Origin of the sequence: Thioclava electrotropha (assembly GCF_002085925.2) — a bacterium.
Lineage (GTDB): Bacteria > Pseudomonadota > Alphaproteobacteria > Rhodobacterales > Rhodobacteraceae > Thioclava > Thioclava electrotropha.
Window position 1 is genome coordinate 3118435 of the sequence record NZ_CP053562.1, and the last position, 18013, is coordinate 3136447.

10 protein-coding genes, 1 tRNA gene and 1 pseudogene are annotated in these 18013 nt (G+C 59.2%); 4 read left to right on the plus strand and 8 right to left on the minus strand.

What is annotated here, in order from left to right:
• Positions 1–36 precede the first annotated feature (36 nt).
• Positions 37–1227 carry a BaiN/RdsA family NAD(P)/FAD-dependent oxidoreductase gene (locus tag AKL02_RS14895; protein ID WP_083078982.1) on the minus strand — a complete coding sequence of 397 codons (1191 nt, stop codon included), beginning with the start codon at positions 1225–1227 and terminating at the stop codon, positions 37–39.
• Between the two features lie 99 nt (positions 1228–1326).
• Here AKL02_RS14895 and AKL02_RS14900 point away from each other — a divergent pair.
• The 3 genes and pseudogenes from AKL02_RS14900 (at position 1327) to AKL02_RS14905 (ending at position 4245) form a co-directional block, all read left to right on the plus strand.
• Positions 1327–1401: transfer RNA gene (locus tag AKL02_RS14900), tRNA-Gln, on the plus strand.
• A pseudogene (locus tag AKL02_RS21310) lies at positions 1402–1689 on the plus strand (DUF6538 domain-containing protein); the annotation flags it as partial.
• Between the two features lie 27 nt (positions 1690–1716).
• Complete coding sequence (locus AKL02_RS14905) at positions 1717–4245, plus strand: tyrosine-type recombinase/integrase (protein WP_165757017.1); 2529 nt, start codon at positions 1717–1719, stop codon at positions 4243–4245.
• Between the two features lie 264 nt (positions 4246–4509).
• On the opposite strand, the gene AKL02_RS14910 is transcribed toward AKL02_RS14905, so the two are convergent.
• Complete coding sequence (locus tag AKL02_RS14910) at positions 4510–4950, minus strand: hypothetical protein (RefSeq protein ID WP_083078980.1); 441 nt, start codon at positions 4948–4950, stop codon at positions 4510–4512.
• Between the two features lie 30 nt (positions 4951–4980).
• Between AKL02_RS14910 and AKL02_RS14915 the strand changes: the two genes are divergently transcribed.
• Positions 4981–5421, plus strand: a complete 441-nt coding sequence (locus AKL02_RS14915) for a hypothetical protein (RefSeq protein ID WP_133051985.1) — start codon at positions 4981–4983, stop codon at positions 5419–5421.
• A 443-nt stretch (positions 5422–5864) separates the two neighbouring features.
• Here AKL02_RS14915 and AKL02_RS14920 read toward each other — a convergent pair whose 3' ends face one another.
• The 6 genes from AKL02_RS14920 to AKL02_RS14945 form a co-directional block, all read right to left on the minus strand.
• A complete protein-coding gene (locus AKL02_RS14920; RefSeq protein WP_083078978.1) occupies positions 5865–7301 on the minus strand; it encodes a tyrosine-type recombinase/integrase in 1437 nt (478 codons plus the stop codon).
• Complete coding sequence (locus AKL02_RS14925) at positions 7283–9547, minus strand: site-specific integrase (protein WP_083078977.1); 2265 nt, start codon at positions 9545–9547, stop codon at positions 7283–7285. The genes AKL02_RS14920 and AKL02_RS14925 overlap by 19 nt, the downstream gene beginning before the upstream one ends.
• A gap of 197 nt (positions 9548–9744) precedes the next feature.
• Entirely contained in the window at positions 9745–10020 is a 276-nt protein-coding gene (locus AKL02_RS14930; protein ID WP_083078976.1) for a hypothetical protein, read from the minus strand.
• 1891 nt (positions 10021–11911) lie between these two features.
• Positions 11912–12673, minus strand: coding sequence for an IS21-like element helper ATPase IstB (gene istB, locus AKL02_RS14935; protein ID WP_198453196.1), 762 nt, complete (start codon positions 12671–12673; stop codon positions 11912–11914).
• Positions 12670–14166, minus strand: coding sequence for an IS21 family transposase (gene istA, locus AKL02_RS14940; RefSeq protein WP_198453306.1), 1497 nt, complete (start codon positions 14164–14166; stop codon positions 12670–12672). Before istA ends, istB begins: the two co-directional genes overlap by 4 nt.
• 395 nt (positions 14167–14561) lie before the next feature.
• A complete protein-coding gene (locus AKL02_RS14945; RefSeq protein WP_083079911.1) occupies positions 14562–17690 on the minus strand; it encodes a P-loop NTPase in 3129 nt (1042 codons plus the stop codon).
• Positions 17691–18013: the final 323 nt, after the last annotated feature.

An 18013-nucleotide genomic window follows, 5' to 3' on the forward strand; every position in this document is an offset into this window, starting at 1 on the left:
CCGGGGATATTTCTTCCAAGAGGAAGAGGCGCGTGGTCAGGCCACCTGCCCCGCAGCCCAGCCCGAGGCCCAGGCCCATTGGAAGTTGTAGCCGCCCAGCCAGCCGGTCACATCGACAACTTCACCAATGAAGTAGAGCCCCGGCACCTGCTTCGACTCCATCGTCTTCGCATCGAGCGCAACGGTCGACACGCCACCCAGCGTGACCTCCGCCGTGCGATACCCTTCCGAGCTGACCGGCCGCACCTGCCAGCGATGGATCTGATCGTCGAGCTTGGCGAGGTCCTTGTTCGATTGCTCGGCCAGCCGCCCCGATAGCTTCGCCTCCGCCACCACGAAATGCGCGAGCTTCTCGGGCAGATGCCGCGCGAGCGCATTGTGCAGCGCCTGCCGTCCCGCCGCGTCGCGCTGCTCCGACAGGGCCGCCGCAATGTCATTGCCCGGCGCCAGATCGATCTTAAGCGTGTCGCCCTCGCGCCAATAGCTGGAGATTTGCAGGATGGCGGGCCCTGACAGCCCGCGATGGGTGAACAGCAGATCCTCGGCGAAATGCGTCTTGCCGAGGCGCAGATCGACGGGCCGCGCGAGCCCCGACAGCGGCGCGGTGCGCGCCAGATCCTGCTCGGCGAAGGTCAGCGGCACCAGAGCGGGCCGAGTCTCCACGATATCGAGGCCGAATTTCTGCGCGATTTCGTAGCCGAGGCTGGAGGCGCCCATCTTCGGGATCGACTTGCCGCCCGTAGCCACGATCACCGAAGCCGCGCGGATCGGGCCTTGCGAGGTTGTGACGAGAAAGCCGTCGCCCTCCCGCTCCACCCGCTCGATCTCCGTCTCGAGCGACAGCACGCCCCCTGCCGCGCGCAGATCGCGCAGTAGCAGGTCGATGATCTGCGTGGCCTTGCCGTCGCAGAAGAGCTGCCCCAGATGCTTCTCGTGCCAGGCGATCCCCGCCGCATCGAGCCGCGCGATGAAATCCGCGGGCGTGTAACGCGACAGCGCCGAGAGCGCGAAGCGGGGATTGCGCGACAAGAATCGCTCGGTCGCGTTTTGCCGGGTCAGGAGACGGTTGGTGAAGTTGCACCGCCCGCCGCCAGAGATTCGAATCTTCTCGCCCGGACGCCGCGCGTGGTCGAGCACCTGCACCGAGCGCCCGCGCCGCGCCGCCTCGATCCCGGCCATCAGCCCGGCAGCCCCTGCGCCCAGCACTAAAACATCGCAATTTTCCATGCCGTCTCGCTTGCCGTAGCGGCGCGTGACGCGCAATCGAAATTTGTCGGATTTTCCTCTTGAAGCCCCGCGCCCACTTGGCTACATACCCCCCCACGTTGGGGCGTAGCCAAGTGGTAAGGCACCGGTTTTTGGTACCGCGCACCGTAGGTTCGAATCCTACCGCCCCAGCCAATGACCTCCAAAAAATACATACTTCCCAATGGGATAGCCGTTGATCAAGCGGCCAGCCTCCCGTCTCCACGTCACGGTGGTTCACAAACTGGTTCACATCTTGCGCGGCGTAGAGCGCGGGAACCGTCGAGAAAATGGGGGCTCCACCTCGTTCGCAGAAACGGGATCTTCTACTTCCGGCGACGTTGGCCCGAAAAAATCCGCCATCTTGGCGCATCCGCTTTTCTGTCGGTTTCGCTTCGCACCCACATTCTCTCCGAAGCGGTAAAGCGGTCGGTCGACCTGCGCTCCGCGATCGAGGCAGGAGAGAAAGACATGCTCGAAGAACTCAAGAACAGCCCCGTCAGCGAGGCCCAGGTCCAGGCGATGCTGAAGGAGATTGTGCGGCGGGCTGTGGCTGGCATGATCGCCCGGCAGGAGAGCGGGTCTGTGGCCGAGATTTCCGAGTCCTATCTGGGCCGGATCGATACAGAGACCGGCCACATCCGGGACGCTCAGCGGACAAGAGACTGGTCAGTTGCGTCCACGTTCGCCGGTGAAATTGCGCGGCAGAACAACCTTGACCAGGAGGCCCTCGAGGCACCCGCAGTTGCCCGGCAAGTGCTCTCCCTTCTACGCCGCCTCAACGACTTGCGTGCACGAGTCGAGCGGGACTTCGATGACCCGCTCGATGTCGGGCGGGATCTGCTGATCGATCATGGTCTGATGCCGAACCGGAAGGCCATGAAGCCGCCCATGCTGCTGTCGGAGGCGATCGAGAAAGCCTGCGAAGAGGCCCCGCAAGACGTGGAGACCAAGATCCGGGTCATCGGAAAACTCGCCTTGGCGTATTTCGGCGACGTGCCCGTGGCATCGATCGTGCTCGAGCAGTCTTTCGAGTTCCTTTTCAAGGTATGGATGCTGCCTAAGGGCTGGGGAAAAGGCCACGGCCGGAACAGGCATGAGAAGATCGGCAAGGACTTGTGCCCCTTGCAGGAGATCCGCGACGCCGATGCGAGAGACGCTCAACTGCTGGAGGAAATCCTGAATCTCGACACGCTGTCGGTGCCTGATAAGCGCCGCCGGCTTGTGCAGGAACTGATTCCGCGGCTCACCGACGGATACCTTTTCGTCCAGCGCGACATGCTCAATCGCATATTTCGAGCTGCGCTCGGGCGGAAACGTGTCGGAAGAGATGTCAATGACGATGATCGCCTCGTACCCTCCCATGCGCAGCTGAAGAACCGGTTGCGCGCTTGGCACAAGTCTCAGAAGACACCCTGCAAGCTTCCGAAACGCGTGTCGCGCCCGAAGCGGCGGATGTCTTGGTCGCTCGAGCACGTGTCGAGGCTCCTGCGCTCGCCGATCTATCTCGGCACATCGTCACCGAAGCAGCGCGGCCGGAAGGCCACCGCGCGCAAATGCATCATCATTCGGGACGCGATCTATTGGGTCCCGCTCGTCATGATCACCATGGGCGTTCGCCCAGAGGAAATCCTTCAGGCCGCGATCCCGGACGTGGTCCGCAGGGACGGGATCCTCTGCCTCTTCGTCGGAGACGAGGAGGACGCCGTGCTGAAGAACGAACAATCCCGACGCGTCCTGCCCATCCCGCAAACCCTTCTCGATCTGGGCTTCCGGGAATGGGTCGTCGCGAAAAGGAAGCGTGGTGAAACCTGGCTTTTCCCTGAAGTTCAGCCAGACAAGAGTCATGGACGGCGCTCACAGATCTTCGGCGATCGGCTGCGGAACCTCCTGAAGACGCTGAAGCTTCAAGACGCCCGTGAAGATATCTACGCCATGCGGCGCACCCTGTCCTCCAAGCTGATGGGTCTCGGCATCGATACCGGCACGCGTCAGCGGATCCTCGGCCACCTCGAGGGAACGACCATTGACCGGCATTATTCGGATCATGGTCTGCTGGAGTTGAAAGACATGCTCGATGCTGTCGACTACGGCATCGAAGTCGGCAGCGACAGGCGGTTTGGCTTTCCCATCATCGTGGGCAATCGCACCGCCATGCAGTCGGCTCTCGATGTCGAGGTGGCCTTGACCGATCGACGCGAGGTTTCCGCCGTTCAACTCCGGGATGCAGAAACGGACGAGATCGTGTTCGAAGCCGCCATTTCCGGCCGCAAGGCGCCGTCGGCGTACCCGTGGAATGAATGCAGCGCACTCGATGAGAAAGAGGTCGCTTCCCAGATCATCACGCTCAGCCGACAGTATTCGCTCACGATGCCGGCCAGCGAAGAGGCCACGGCAGCGGTCGAGCATCTGCTGATCCTGGTCGATGACAAACCATTCTACGCTCCCGCCGCGAGGCACAGCGTCACCAAGGAATCGGAGGAAATCGAAAACGCACCTGTGGCTGATGCTGAACAGGTGGTTCAGGAGGCGGACTGTCGCCCTGTCGATCTCGTGGCGGGCGATCTTGTGGTGTGCGCTCTTCCAAGCCGGCGCGCTGGCCTCACCAAGTCGACTGCGCGTCCGGGAATTGTCGTGCGCACCCCGACAATGGCTGGTCGGAAATTTCTCGATATCGCCTGGGGCAGCCCGATCGAGACTGGGGGTCCAGCACCGCATGAGCTCGCGATTGCGCAGGCCATCGAGATGGCCGAAGCCAAGCTCGACATTCCGACGCGCTTCAATTTACGGCGGCGTTTCCTCGTGCCCGAGGCGGATACAGCCAGGCTGCATCGTCGCTTGGGGCGCATCGGCAAGAGCGCCGAAGCAAGGCTCAGGGAAACCCTCGTCCACGCCGGTGACGTCTCTCCGGAGCCGGTCGAGGAACCGGTCAGGAAGCCGCGTCCACTGGTGGTGGAAAGGAAGCGCAGCAAGAGCGTGCGGCCACATTGTCCGCGATAGCTGTCAAAGCTTAGTCGTCGAGGTTCTCGCTGCGCGCATCGTGCCCGGCCCAGAGCTGTCCCGGCACCGATCGGAATACCTCGTGCGTGGCTGGCCGCGATCGGACAGGAAGCGCCATTGGCACGAAAGGGCATTGCTAAACGGAGGCATGATCACACGCGCCCTGCGCGCGGCGGGGACAGGTCAAGACAGAACGACAGACAGACAGACAGAAGCGGAGACCCACCCTTCCGAGAATGGGTCTCCGCAGCTCACGAGATGGAATCAGACCTGCAGGCGCCGGTTTACGAGCCTCTCCGCGTTCACCCGCGCGTCTGCGATCTCGATCATGCACCGTAGACGGCGGAAGCTCTGCAGCAGCGAGAGAATGGTCTTCCCTTTTTCGGTCAGGTCTCGACGCGCCTCCACCGACCCCACTGCACCGTGCTCAGGATCGTTGTGGCCGTGAAACACCTGCACGATCGCGATCGTCTCGTCATCCAGCTCCTCGTCGAGACGGCGGATGAGTGGCTCGAGGGTCCTGACCGCGTCGGTGTCGATCCACTTCCTGCCGGAAAGCATCGCGAGGTCACGCAGATGGCATGCCCTTTCGGCTGCGGTGGGAAAGATGTCGGTATGCCCGAGACCGTCACTGATCTGCCGGGTTTCCAGCAAGATTTCTGTAAAAAGATCCTCCAGCGGCATCTGAAGATATGTATTGCGCATGACCAATCCTTGGTTTTCCGGCGGCGCACCATGCGACCGCCATTCAAGTCGCCGGCGCGCACGCCGGCGGAGAGGTCAGGCCGCGTCGCGGCCCGCATTGTCGGTTTCTTCCGAAACGGCCTGCGTCTGCACTCTGTCGATTTCGGCGAGGAGGTCGCCAAGCGCTTCCGCCAGCAGGCACAGATCATGCACCGCCGGGTCGTCCGGAGAGAGTGCACAGAAATGCGCCGCGCCAAGTGCTTCGGGATCATCACCGATCTGCAGACAAAACAGATCGCGCAGCCACCGCAGTTCGCGCCAGCAATGTCGGTCCATGCGATCGGCCCGCCGCAAGCGCGCGGTCAACCTCACGCAGCGACCCTGCGCGCCGACGCCTCCCAGAAGCCCCGCCCCATGGACGAGCTCCTGATGTTTTCGCGTGACGAACTGTTCGGCGGCTCGCACCGCGGCTTCACTGCGCTTGCCATCTGATGTTGGGGACATCTCATTCTCCTTGTTCCTTGCGCGGACAGTCGTGTCCGCATCAAGCGTCCTCGCCTCCTTTCCTTGGACGGGGTTTCAGGTCGGCGTTCCCGGTAGCAGCCAGAGGAATTCCATTTGCCGACCCTCGTTTCAGTTCGCGCTGTCCGGCTGAGACCGGCGCGCCCTCGCGAGAAAGGGCGCGCCGAGATCGCCGGCAGCAGTTTCCAAACCTGGTGTTTCTAAAAGCCTCGCCATGGGAGCGGACTGCTTTCCCGCGAAGATTTGGCCTCAGGCTGGTGTGCCTTCGCGCCAGGGGCCATGACAGCCGGCTGCAATGCGCCGACGACCACGCTGCCATGGGTATCGAATTCCATTTCCCTCCCAGGGCGCGCGGCCTGCTACACGTCGATCAACGCGGGCACCGACTACCGCGGCGCCGGTTCGGCAACGTCCTACCGCTTCTTTCGAAGAGCCCGGTCCTGCCGTTTTCTGCGCGGGGCTTTCCCGGTTTTTCGACGAAATACCTCTGTATCGGCACCGAGCCGCTCGGCAGTGCGCCTTGCCGCCTCCGCATGCGACTGGCTCGCCAGGACCTGCCCGGCCCGGCGTGTGTAAACCGGTGTCACACCGGACGTGCGGTGGCCAAGAATGACCGACGCGAGAGCGGCCTCCTCGGGCGCGCGTGCCACGATGAAATTCGCGGCCGAATGGCGGATTGGGTGAGCAGTGACTCGGCGGCCCAGCTGTTCTTCAGTCAGGCGTCCGATGTTTTCTGAGAGCGTCGCTCCGAGCACCGCAAGACCGTTGTCGCCGACGAAGAGCTTGTTCTCTGTGGGCAGCGCCATCGCGGCACGGTGCCGGGAAATGTAGGACGCCAGACACCGCACGGCGTCGCCGCTGAAGAGCCTGGTCTCCGCCTCGCCTGTTTTCGTGTAGCACCCCTCGACATGTATCACGCCGAGGCGCGACAGAAGGCCGGGTGTGACATCGATAGAGGCGAGCGCACCGACACGCATCGGAGCTTCGGTGAGCAACACGAGTGCCAGGGCTGTCCGCGCCAGCATATGCGCCTCTTCGAAATCACGCCGGAGGCGTGCCTCCTCAAACTTTCGATCGGCCAAGGCGAATATCTCCAGACCAAACTGCCTGAGATCGTCGGCGGGAAGAGCCCGCCCGGCATTGCGTGACGGGGAGGCCGCAGCGATCTTCTTCAGGCTCCGATGGGTCTTTTCGAGCCAGCCATGATCCTTTTCTGGGAACAGGGCGCTTGAGAACGCAAGCAGGCTCGCGATCTCAATAGTTGCGGCGGCCGGTCTACTGCCAGCCTCCTGCAGTTCTCGCAGACGGGCCTTCACCCCGGCAGAATGCAGAACGCATGGCAGGCCAGATACGCGACAGCAGTCGAAGTATCGGCCAGCCGCTTCCACGCGCCTCTTGAGCGTCGAGGCAGCCCATACTTGGACCAGCAGGCCATCTCCGAGGCCGTCCGGGTCCACGATCAACATCGGCGCGGCGCGATCCTGCCACTCCTGCGGACATCGTCCCAGATGTCTTTTCAGATGCTCCGCGAAATCGGTCCGCGGGTCGCGCCGGTTGCGACGCCTCGGTTCGCGCAGGGAATAGAGCATGGGCGCGGCCTCGGGGAAAACGAGCCCGAGGACCTGCCGCATGCTCGCCGCCACGCCCCTCCGCGCCCGCTGGATCGGTGCGATCACGGCTTCGCACGTCTGCCGCGTCACCTCGAGAGGGTCCGGCGCGAGCAGGACCCACCGCCCGAGTGCTTGGCCCAGCCGGTGTCTTTGATGGTCCGAAAGCGACAGCGCGTCGAACCGGACGCGCAGGACGTCCGGCCACGCGTCGCGCGGTGCGGTTACCCGGTGTTTCGGCATGCGGGATCCTCCACGAGCTTGAAATTGACCTTCGCAAGGACGCTCCGCTGGCTCTTTTCGAGAAGATGCAGATAGCGGTGCTGAGCGATGATCGCGTTGACTTCGGCGTAGTAGCTCTGCGTCGTCTCGAGGCGCCGGTGATCGAGCAGGATCCGCACGAGTTCCATGGCACTGGGATCCTGATCGAGAATGATCTTGCCCGCGAGATGCCGCATGACATGCAGGTTCAGGTCGATCCTGAAATGCCGCCACAATTGATTGCGAAAGGTATTGTTGGCCTTTTCCTTGCACATGTGGCCCATGCCTGGCGCATACTTGGACGCCTCGTCGTTCTTTGTCGGATAGCCCGGGAAGAGGTGCGGATTGCCTCCGCAGGCACCGGCAAGGCGCCGGACCTCGGGGAGAAAATGCGCGATGTAGTACTTGATCATCTTCACGGTCTCTGGATCGATCTGGATGTGCAACTCGCTCAGCGTCTTCGTCTCGATCGCTGGGATCATGAGCGTGCCTGTGCCACTGCCCGCGGGAAGGATCAGATGCGGGTCGTCGCCTTCGTGGCGCAGCCCAACAAGGCTGGTTCTGCGCAGCGGGCCCGTGTATTGGGAAATCCGAAGAAAGAGCGCGTTACGAGCCAAAGCGATATGCTGCTTGCTCGGGCGCCGACCCTTCTGCAGGCCCTTGCATGCCATTTTCCAAAGCTCGCCGGGGGCCTCGAAATACCTACGCAGCCGGCTTTCCTCGGAAAAACGCGCAAGTTTGACTTTGTGCCTCTTGCCGATCCTGCGGCTGGTGTAGACACGGGTCTTCGTCCCGTCTTTCTTCAGTTTCGTGGCCACGACCATCGGGTCTATGGACACCTTGAATTCCTCAAGGGCGCTCAGCCGCCTCTCGTCGATCCCGATGTGGCGCGCGATGGCGCACAACGTCTCGACGAGGGAATGCTCATAGCGGCCTTTCTCCTTGGCATTCCAGATCTCCCCCCTCACCTCCATGCGCGCCCTTCGGGCCTTGCGTGCGCCGACGACCATTGCCTTGGCAACCGAGACGTCGAAGAGGTCCTCCAGCGACTCCGGTTTACTCGTGATCCGATGGTCCTCTTCAGCCGCGTGCCAGGCACGTTTCGCAGCGTCACGCCAATTCTTCCGCGTTCCCGGCTCTATCACGATCGCCGCGTCTTCTTGTTCCGCATCGGTACCGGCATCGTCGAATATGCCGAACTCGGCATATTCATCGTCCATGCTCTCGGAGACCAGATCTTCCCAGGCGCATTCCAGCCGCGCAGACACAGCTTTTTCGAGGATCCGATCCAGCGGGACGCGGATGCATTCCGGCACATCATCCCATGCAACCGACGCCTGGCGGAGGACAGGGAGCCTTGGCGGGGGCAATTCCGTGACCAGGCCAGTCACGCATGCTGCTTCGTTCCACACTCGCACGAAGCGTCGCAGTTTCTCCTCATGACTGTTCGAGAAGTTTGACCGTTCAGCCTCGTAGAAGGAAAGCGGCAAGTCCGGATCGAGATTTTCGAGATCCGCGCCGAAGTGATCGGCGAAAAGAACGAAACGCCGCACAATGGCCAGAGCGCTGGTTTCATGCTCCTTCAGCCGCTCTTCAACTGCAGTCAACGCCCGCTTCGCGGCTTCGGACATGTTGGCGAGGTCGTTCTTGCGCGCCTTCTTGCGAGAGCAATCGACGAGACGGACGGCTCGCAGGCAGAGCGATCGTTTGTTTTCGAAAGTCTTCTTCTTTGTGCAGCCGACCTCCTCCGGCGACAACCGCTTGAAGATAGCCGATATCGTAGCCTCGGTTGCGGCGATGTCATCTGTCGCGCATTGCTCGGCGGACGCGAGCGCTTCCATAGCCGAAGAGGCCCGCTTGGCCTCATCCGGGGTCATCGTAAGGCCCGCGGCCTCCTGGGCGTCGCGGAGTGTCGGGATGCGCCCTCGAAGGTTCGAGGCGAACCAGCGGGTCGGCTCGTCGGACCAGACCCGTAGGGCACGCCGAGCGTCGGACAGGAGTTGAGCCGCACGATCTCCGAGTTCCGCGCGCACCTCCTCGGACGAGTTGAGCAAGATGTCCTCGAGTTCGTTGACAGAAAGCCTGCCATCGCGCCCGATTACGCCTGTGAGTGTACGGAGACTGGCAATCGTCGCGTTGCGGGATGCCGGCGTCAGTTTCGAAAGCCAAAGCGCGCGCTCGAGGTCCCTGGTGTCATTGGCCGGGGTAATCGTCGTTTCCTGCATCATCTTTCTGCTCTTCCTTTTTTGTGTTGAGAGGGCGCGCACCGGCGGTGGTTTCGCGATGAAAACCACCGCCGGTGCGCGCCAAATTCGGAACGGGGGGGCCTTGAGTGGCCAGTGGAGGACACCGAGGGACATTGGCAGTCATCGGAGGACATCGGGGGGAACTGGAGGGTCTGCACTCCCACCCCGTGCAGACCCTCCTATTTCCCCGTATCTTCTTGATCATTGTTTTTATTGATTTTTTCGAATTCCTCGCGCGCCTCGAGTTCGAGGCAGTAGCGACGCCAGTTTTCCAGCATCTCGTCGGCAATGTTCTTGAAACGCCAGATTTCGAGCGCTGTCGTCTTCCAATGACCGGTTTTTCGATCGCCGCCGAGGAGTCCTGATGCGAGGTAGCGACGAACTTGCTTTTCCGACCTGTTCAGCTCGGTCGCAGCTTCCGCAGCGGTGAAAATTTCATCCGGGGGAAAGATCATGATGGTCTCCAGTTTGTGTTGATCTGGAGGGGAATTGGTTCCGATCTCGGGTACTCGGAAAAACTATCTGAAGTTTGGCGCCAGCGCCCCACGTCTTCGGAGACATTTGAGCCCTGGCGGCAGGCACGACGATGTATCGGCCAAGAGCCGCTTCATCTCGATTTCTCGATCCCGGGCCGGCCGGCTGCCTATATTGAGGGCCTCGACGTTGACGCGTCGCGCGACCGTGATCACTCCGCTCAATCTTCGCGACGGCGCGTGGATCGCGTGCTACGGCTTCTTGTCCATCACCCAGAGGACCGACATAGCTCAGCGTTGCCCCCCTATCAAAGCGCCGGTCTCAGCGAAGGTGACCGGCGCGACGCCCGGCTGATCGAGGCGATCATCCTTCGCGAACGAAGACATCGTCCGGTTCGAATGCAGCGTCTGCTTCGTCAACTTCGCCAGGCAGTCAGGAAGGCGGCGGCCGATTAAGCAAGGCTCGTACCCGGAGGATCTGCCGGTGACAGACGGCCCCTGCCCTTTTCTCCTGGGTACGGGCATCGCCTGACGACGGGAGACGTTCCAGATCGACCTGCCGCCCTCTCGTGCGACGGCTGTCGCCATTGCTACGACCATGACACCGCCAAAGGTCGCCCCGCACGGGGCGCCAGACGACCATCGATTTTCTGCGCGAAATGACCGCTTCTGTGCTCTGCCGTTGGGTGATCAGCAGATTGGTTCGCTCCCAGCGACACCGCCACGCACAAGAGTGGCAAGCGACAGGAAGACAACGGTTCATCCGCATCTTGCCATGCGAGGAGATCGAACGCATAGGCGCTACGGCGTACGCGTCGCGACCAAACTTCAGAGCGATCTGTCGCCACGATGTTGCAAAAAATTCACCCGCCGCAGCGCGAATTTCCCGGCGTGGATCGTAGTCCATACCGTCTACTACGCTGAAAGCGACATGATCTGGCGGATCAAAATGGGCCAGAGGAGCAATCCGCAGATGCTTAAGGTCCCCACGCGTGGCCTGCGGAGCGATCTCAATCCAACCAAGTGCTCGCGGATTCGGTCGTTATCGCCGCATCAAAAATCATCTACTCGCGCCTTCAATTGGCGAAGTCATAGGAAAAAACACGCGGAAAAATGTCGTCGTCTCTCGGAATTTTTGCGTCATTTCGCGGAGAAATTGCGTCTTTTCACGGAATTTCTGCGTCATCTCGCGGAGGAATTGCGTCGTGACGCCCTTCAAGTCCTTGTTTTATAATATAGATTCTGGCCCTGAATAAGAGGAATCAGAGAACCCTCTGAAAGAGCCGCGTTGCGGCATCGTTTTAGGCTTTTTTTGTGAAACAAACTGGACAGCCTTTCACCCAAGAACCGGCCGAGCCTCGAAAAGCTTAAAAAATATTTTCATGAGAGCTTCAGCGATTTTTTGCGCCGGGCGCATCGATCCATATGTTTGTTACATAAGGTGCACTTGTTGCTGACCGCGATCCTGTCCTTGCAAATCCGCTGTGGCGCGCAACAGTGGAAATTTGAGGGCGAAGATCGGGAAGCGACGTGAAACGGGTCGAACACGTGCGGCCCCATGCCAACACTTTGCGCCGATTTCTCCGGCGCAAGGTAGCTGTCGACGTCCGGGGTCGGCAGCGAGACCGATGCTGTCTTCGGATAGCTACAAAACGGGTGCTCTGCTGCGGCGCGTAGCATTGGAGTAATCGTGCTGTGGCGCCCTGTCAACGGCGGAGCAAAAACCGGCCACGGGGCGGAGCAAAAGTCTGCCACCAGAGAGGGCATGGGATTGAAGCGGAGGGAACGCTTCGCGCCCCGGCAGCTGCGCTTTTCAGATAGCTGGCGGCTGCCGGGGCGCTTTGGCCCAGCGGGCCAAATCTGAACGATGTGATCAGGTGTCGGCGCTGTTTCGGGCGCGGCTTTGGGCAAGCCGATAGCTGTCGCCGTTCATCTCGAGGATGTGGACATGGTGGGTGAGCCGGTCGAGCAGAGCGCCGATCAGGCGCTCGGAGCCGAAGGTTTCGGTCCATTCGTCGAAGGGCAGATTGCTGGTGATCATGGTGGCGCCCCGCTCGTAGCGCTGCGAGATCAGTTCGAAGAGCAGCTCGGCGCCGGTCTTGCTCAGAGGCACGAAGCCCAGCTCGTCGATGATCAGGAGCTTGTATCCGACCATCTGTTTTTGCAGGCGTAGCAAGCGGCGCTCGTCGCGGGCCTCCATCAGCTCGTGGACCAATGCGGCGGCGGTGGTGAAGCCGACGGAAAGGCCCTTCTGGCAGGCGGCCAGTCCAAGGCCCAAGGCGACATGGGTCTTGCCGGTGCCGCTCGGGCCGAGGGCAATGACATTCTCGCGGCGCTCAATCCAGTCCCCGCGGGCGAGTTCCAGCACCTGCATCTTGTTGAGCCTGGGGATCGCCTTGAAGTCGAAGCTGTCGAGGCTCTTGGTTGCCGGGAACTTCGCCGCCTTGATGCGGCGCTCGACCATCCGCCGTTCGCGGTCGATCAGCTCGAGTTCCACCAGTCGGGCCAGGAAGCGGACATGGTCCTGTCCCTCCGCGGCGCACTGGCGCGCGAGCTTGTCGTATTCCCTCAGGAAGGTCGGCAGCTTGAGCGTCTTCAGATGATGGGCGAGCAGGAGATCAGGCGCGTCGGTCATCGGGCCTCCTCCGAGATCAGGCACATGTAGCTGGCCGCCGAGGTCTTTCCGACCTCGGCCCGCGGCAGGTAGGGATAGACGTCGAGGTCGAGCTTCGGCGGTCGCTTCTCGACCTGACACAGCACGAGATGCTTGACGGCGTCGAAGCCGATGGCTCCCATGCGCAGGGCCGTCTTCACGGCGGCTTGCACATCGTCGAGTTCGAAGGCCTCCAGCAGCCGCAGGACCTGGACGAACTCACGCCGCCCCGCCTTGAGCATGCGTGCTTCCATCAGGCGGCGCAGGGTCGCGAACTCGGGCGGCAGCTCCCAGCCTGTCAGCGGCGCGGCCTGGTCCAGGGCATTGATCTTCTTCTCGATCAGCGGAAGGTAGTGGAGCGGGTCGAAGACGACATCCTCGCGCTCATAGCTGCGCGGATGGCGCGCGATCAGATCGCCGCCGCAGCCGATCGCCACCTCGTCGACATAGCCGCGCAGCCAGACATCGCGGTGGCCGTAGGCGACCGGCACGGAATAGTCTTTGGTCTTGTAACGCACCAGCGCCTGCGAGGTGACCCGCCCGCTCGCCTGATCGCAGGCATCGAAAGAGGCTGGCGGCAGCGCCGACATCACCTCGAGATCCCGGTCAAGGCGCGTGCCGATCGTCTCGGTATGGCCGCGCAGAACATCGCCCTGACGCTTGCGGCATTGTTCTTCCAGCCAGGCGTTGAAGGCCTCCCAGGAGGGGAAGCGCGGCACCGGCACCATGAAGTTGCGCCGGGCATAGCCCACCAGCCCCTCGACGCTGCCTTTGTCATTGCCCTTGCCGGGGCGGCCATAGCGGTCACGGAGCAGGTAATGTGACAGGAACCCGCTGAACAGCCTGGCCCGCTTGCGGGTGCCATCCGGCAGGATCTGTGCCACCAGGCACCTGTCGTTGTCGTAGAGCACCGACACCGGCACCCGACCGAAGAAGCCGAAGGCGTGAACATGCCCGTCGACCCAGGCCTCGGAGGTCGCAGCCGGATAGGCCCGGATATAGCAGGCATCGCTATGTGGCAGGTCGAAGGCGAAGAAATGCGCCTTCTGCTCGACACCATCAATGATGACCATCGCTTCGCCAAAGTCGGCCTGGGCATGCCCGGGCGCATGGGCCAGCGGCACGAACATCTCGCGACCGCGCCGGTCATCCTCACGAATGTAATCCTTCACGATCGTGTAGCCGCCGGTGAAGCCGTGTTCGTCCCGGAGCCGCTCGAACACCCGCTTGGCGGTGTGCCGCTGTTTGCGCGGGACGCCGCGGTCCTCTTCCAGCCAGGCGTTGATGATCTCGGTGAAACCATCCAGCTTCGGGCGCTTGATCGGCGCCTTGCGCCGGTAGCCCGGCGGAACCGAATACGCCAACATCTTCTGCACGCTGTCGCGTGAAATCCCGAAGTGACGCGCCGCCTCGCGCTGGCTCATCCCCTCGGCGAAGGCAAGTCGAACCTTGCGATACAAGTCCACGGTGAAAATCCTCCCGCCCTCCCGTCGCCAGAAAGGGCAAAAGTGGCCGACTTTTACGCCGCCCGCAGCCGGATCATCCCGCCGCTACCGTGGCCGACTATTGCGCCGCCGTTCTCACTTTGTCCACTCAGGTCCAAAGCAGCGAAAATTCCGCACCGAAATATTTTCAATCTTCACGAAACCGCTCCACTCCAAAATACTTTTCCGTGCGCATTCCAACCTCTCGACGCGCATTCAACGCTGGCAGGGGAATTTAGAATAACGGAGGCCTCCACCCATTTTTTAGCAGCACTGCGTATGCCAGCATCTTTTCGATCGAGCCACGCCCCAGCATACAATCGATAATAGGTCAGCAGCGGATTTTCGCAGAACTAAATTTTCTCGCTGCGAAAATATCTGATAAATCATTTCGATAAGACGATCTGATAAGCAACCGGTCCCTTTCTATTGAAGCGAAGCCGAAACCTGACAGCACTTCCGTCACGTAGGTCTTCATAGGCGCAATCAGTGAGGTCGCTAATGTTGGCAAAGATGCGTCCTGGATAACCGCCGAATCGTATAAAGAAGTAGCGTTCGCTACGTCCTGAGACTGTACCCGCGTATTGACCGAGCTTTTCGGTGACTTCATCATTTATCTTCGGAGCGAGCCTTCGAAATCCTTCCGGAGCCCTCTGATCAATATGCTCAAATAGCTGTTTTGCCTGTTCTACCTCTCCACACCAAAACAGGAACTCCGCCATTAGAAAACGGGCTTCAAAATTATGATCCTCCGAGGAAAAACTTGAGCGCAAGCAGAACTCCACGCGGCCTACATCTACGTCATCCAAAGTCAGAAGCAATTTAGCCATTTCAAAGTGTATGGTTTTGTCGCTTGGAAACTTATCCAATCCAGCCTGAAGAATATCGACAGCACGCTCGACCCCATCCTTCCGATTGACAATTCGAGACAGCCGAATGAATATACCGGAATTTCTTGGCTTGGCTTTAGCCGCTCTTTCGAGGGACTTCCTCGCCAATTCGCTCTCCCCAAGCATCTGCCAGAGTCGACTTTCAGCTGCAGGAAACTCAGACTCGTTTGGGTGATCTTGCTGCGCTTTTCTCAATCGAGACACAGTTTCATCAACCTTTGTATCAAACTCGACGAACTCGTATTCTTTCGAATCAGGATGAAGCTGCTTTAGCTGACTGAAGGTTTCATCGATTAGCAAATTACAAAATGACAAATCCTTTCTGGCATCATCTTTAATCCAAATATCATTCAGGTAAGATCTTGCCACCCCGCGAAGCTGATCGGCCCTAATTTTAGACGTAGCCTCATTAGCTTTTCTTCGTGCCACTTCAGCTAAAGTATGAATGTATACATGATTGTTGCCATCGATAGCCTGGGCGGTTTCAGCAAGTTCCTGGGCTCGGTCGAGATTTCCCTTCCTATGGCTGTACTCGAAAATAGCGCCTTGCTGATAGAGGAATGCAGATGTTGGAGACGCAGAAGTAGCTGCATCAAAAATAACTCGGCCATGTTCCACGTCTCGGAACATTTGCGCGAGCGACCGTCCTTTGCAAATGCCCTCCAAAATCCTTTTGTCCGAAGAGAAACCGGCATCAAGCCCGCCAAGAATCCTTGAGAACTGAGCAGATTTTTCCTCATCTGTTGAGCAGCTAACACCGAAAACAATTTTCGCAATTCGGCTATGTCGTGAAGCATAACCTTTGTCTCCGGTGTAGCGGTCCTCAATTACTCGAACCAAACCCCTCAGTGGCTCAAAGAATTTTTCCTCGAAATCGTCAAATCGTATCGCACTGATCCGGGAGATCGCACCAGCCCGAGCCGTGACGGAAAATTGGTGCATTGTTGCGATGTCGAGATAAAGCCTTCGGGCGGCTTCTGGTTGAACCCTCTCATACTCCTCTAAGATTATATCTTCAAAAGGCTTTCCAAGCGTGAGTTCGTGCAACGCCACCAGAAGCTGTCTGTCCGAACGATCTTCCGCCATGAAAGCCGCGATTCGCTCTTCCCTCGTTTTGGACTGAAGCATCCCTAAGCATTTGTGGCGCTCAAGCAAATCGACAAGATCCTCGGCCTCTCTTTCAGTCAAGCTCCGTAGGGAGTAGATGTCCGGCGGATGATCTTTCTCGAGTCGGGAACAGTACGTTGTCCAATCGGCTTCTCTCTCTGAGGCGATTATTGTAATTGGAATTCTCTTGGATCTAAGCCGATCCAAAAGATGCTGCAACGCATCCGAGTGCAACGCGACATGGTCAACAAAGAGATTCCAACGCAATCCAGTTAAGTCATATAACTCTTCAAAAATTTCCGGATGTAGTGCGCCATTTTCTTTCAGCCAAAGAACTGGCTCATCGAGTATCACTGCGGCGTCATGAGCCGCTCGCTTTAAGGCGATTGTTTTTCCGGATCCACCTGCCCCCTGAAGCAAAAAAAATCTTTGCTCGGGCGCATCATTTCGGTCGAGCGCATCATATAAAATTTTCTCACCGGTTTTTCTCGCAAAATCAAACTTTCTAAATATTCCGGCCCATCCATTTTCGAAACCGGAATAAAAAGATTTTGCATCAACTTCGTCAAATGGCATTCCAGAATGAACAAAATCGAGATCGATCTCAAGAGATTTCTTAAGCGCATCCGATCCTTGCGCCTCAGTGCGAAAATGCTTCGTTATTGGCTCCGCTCGTGAATTATCTGGCGGGGTTAATCCACGAAATAGTGCAGGAACTTCGGAATCTAAGCATGACATGAAGTCTCCGAATTTCATGCGAACAATCTGTATGTTCTTTGTCAGCCAGTACTGCTCATCGTGTTCGTCAGCCCCGGGAGTTACAATATACCATTGCGGCCTTCTGCCTGGATCAATATCATAAACTAAAGAACGAATGTGCGCGTCAGCTATCTTATATCCAATAAAAATCAATACTGAGTGTTGAGCCCATTGGGTCAACCTCGCCATCAAGGTCGATCTGTTGGCCTTGTATCGATGGTAGTGTTCATGGGATAGGATTAAGGGAATTTCTTTGTCGAGACGATGGTTCAAGCAGCCGTGTAACTTTAGGTATGGTAGAGGGTCTTGATACGCTCGAAGTCGATCGTCATATGGCTCTGCATCCTTAACGAAAGGCAACAGGTGCTGCTTTGCCACTGCACTTGAAGAGTATGCCTGCTCGAGAATGGTGTCATAGTTTGTCGTTGCGATGCCCCGCCACTTGAATTCTGCTACTTGCTTATGAGCGTCGGACGGCTCGAATCCTGACAGCGAGCGAGAGAGTTCCTCAAAAACTTGCACTTCACCGGCACCAGCCGAGATAGAAATCTCGGAGACCATCGCGAGATCTCGATCATCCTTGTCTTTGCCCAAGAATTTCTTAGCGAGTATATTCCGCAGCTTTGCGCTATCCGGAGGACGGTTACCTTTGTTGTTTTTGCACTCCAAGGACGCCCCCGCGCCCAAAACCAAAACTGCACGACTGTCTTTAACAGCCTCAACAAGCGTGTGTGGTAAAGTTTTTGATTCTTTAGACATTTTCTCGACTAACTATGTGGCGCTACATAACTATCCACGTCCGCGCGCCCCATGCAACCGTTGACCTGCCAGCGGTCTTTAAGCCGGTAGCAACCAAAGACCCGTTGGTGTTTACGCTGATCGACGCAGGTTGAGCAATCGCCCGACCCGAGGAGTTGTCATCTCGCGTAGCGAGGCGCGCGATTGCGGTAGTCAGCTCTCGCGCATACGACCGCTCCGACTTCGTCCGGTCCGACAACACTTGAAACAGTCTTGACCGGACCGATGCCCAGAACCTCGATGTCCATCAGATTTTTCCCTCTCCACTCATTCCCGCAACCATA

Coding starts and splice junctions, on each gene's coding strand:
- AKL02_RS14895 (WP_083078982.1), bottom strand. CDS start 1,227: ATGGAAAATTGCGATGTTTTAGTGCTGGGCGCAGGGGCTGCCGGGCTG.
- AKL02_RS14905 (WP_165757017.1), top strand. CDS start 1,717: ATGCTCGAAGAACTCAAGAACAGCCCCGTCAGCGAGGCCCAGGTCCAG.
- AKL02_RS14910 (WP_083078980.1), bottom strand. CDS start 4,950: ATGCGCAATACATATCTTCAGATGCCGCTGGAGGATCTTTTTACAGAA.
- AKL02_RS14915 (WP_133051985.1), top strand. CDS start 4,981: ATGCGACCGCCATTCAAGTCGCCGGCGCGCACGCCGGCGGAGAGGTCA.
- AKL02_RS14920 (WP_083078978.1), bottom strand. CDS start 7,301: ATGCCGAAACACCGGGTAACCGCACCGCGCGACGCGTGGCCGGACGTC.
- AKL02_RS14925 (WP_083078977.1), bottom strand. CDS start 9,547: ATGATGCAGGAAACGACGATTACCCCGGCCAATGACACCAGGGACCTC.
- AKL02_RS14930 (WP_083078976.1), bottom strand. CDS start 10,020: ATGATCTTTCCCCCGGATGAAATTTTCACCGCTGCGGAAGCTGCGACC.
- istB (WP_198453196.1), bottom strand. CDS start 12,673: ATGACCGACGCGCCTGATCTCCTGCTCGCCCATCATCTGAAGACGCTC.
- AKL02_RS14945 (WP_083079911.1), bottom strand. CDS start 17,690: ATGTCTAAAGAATCAAAAACTTTACCACACACGCTTGTTGAGGCTGTT.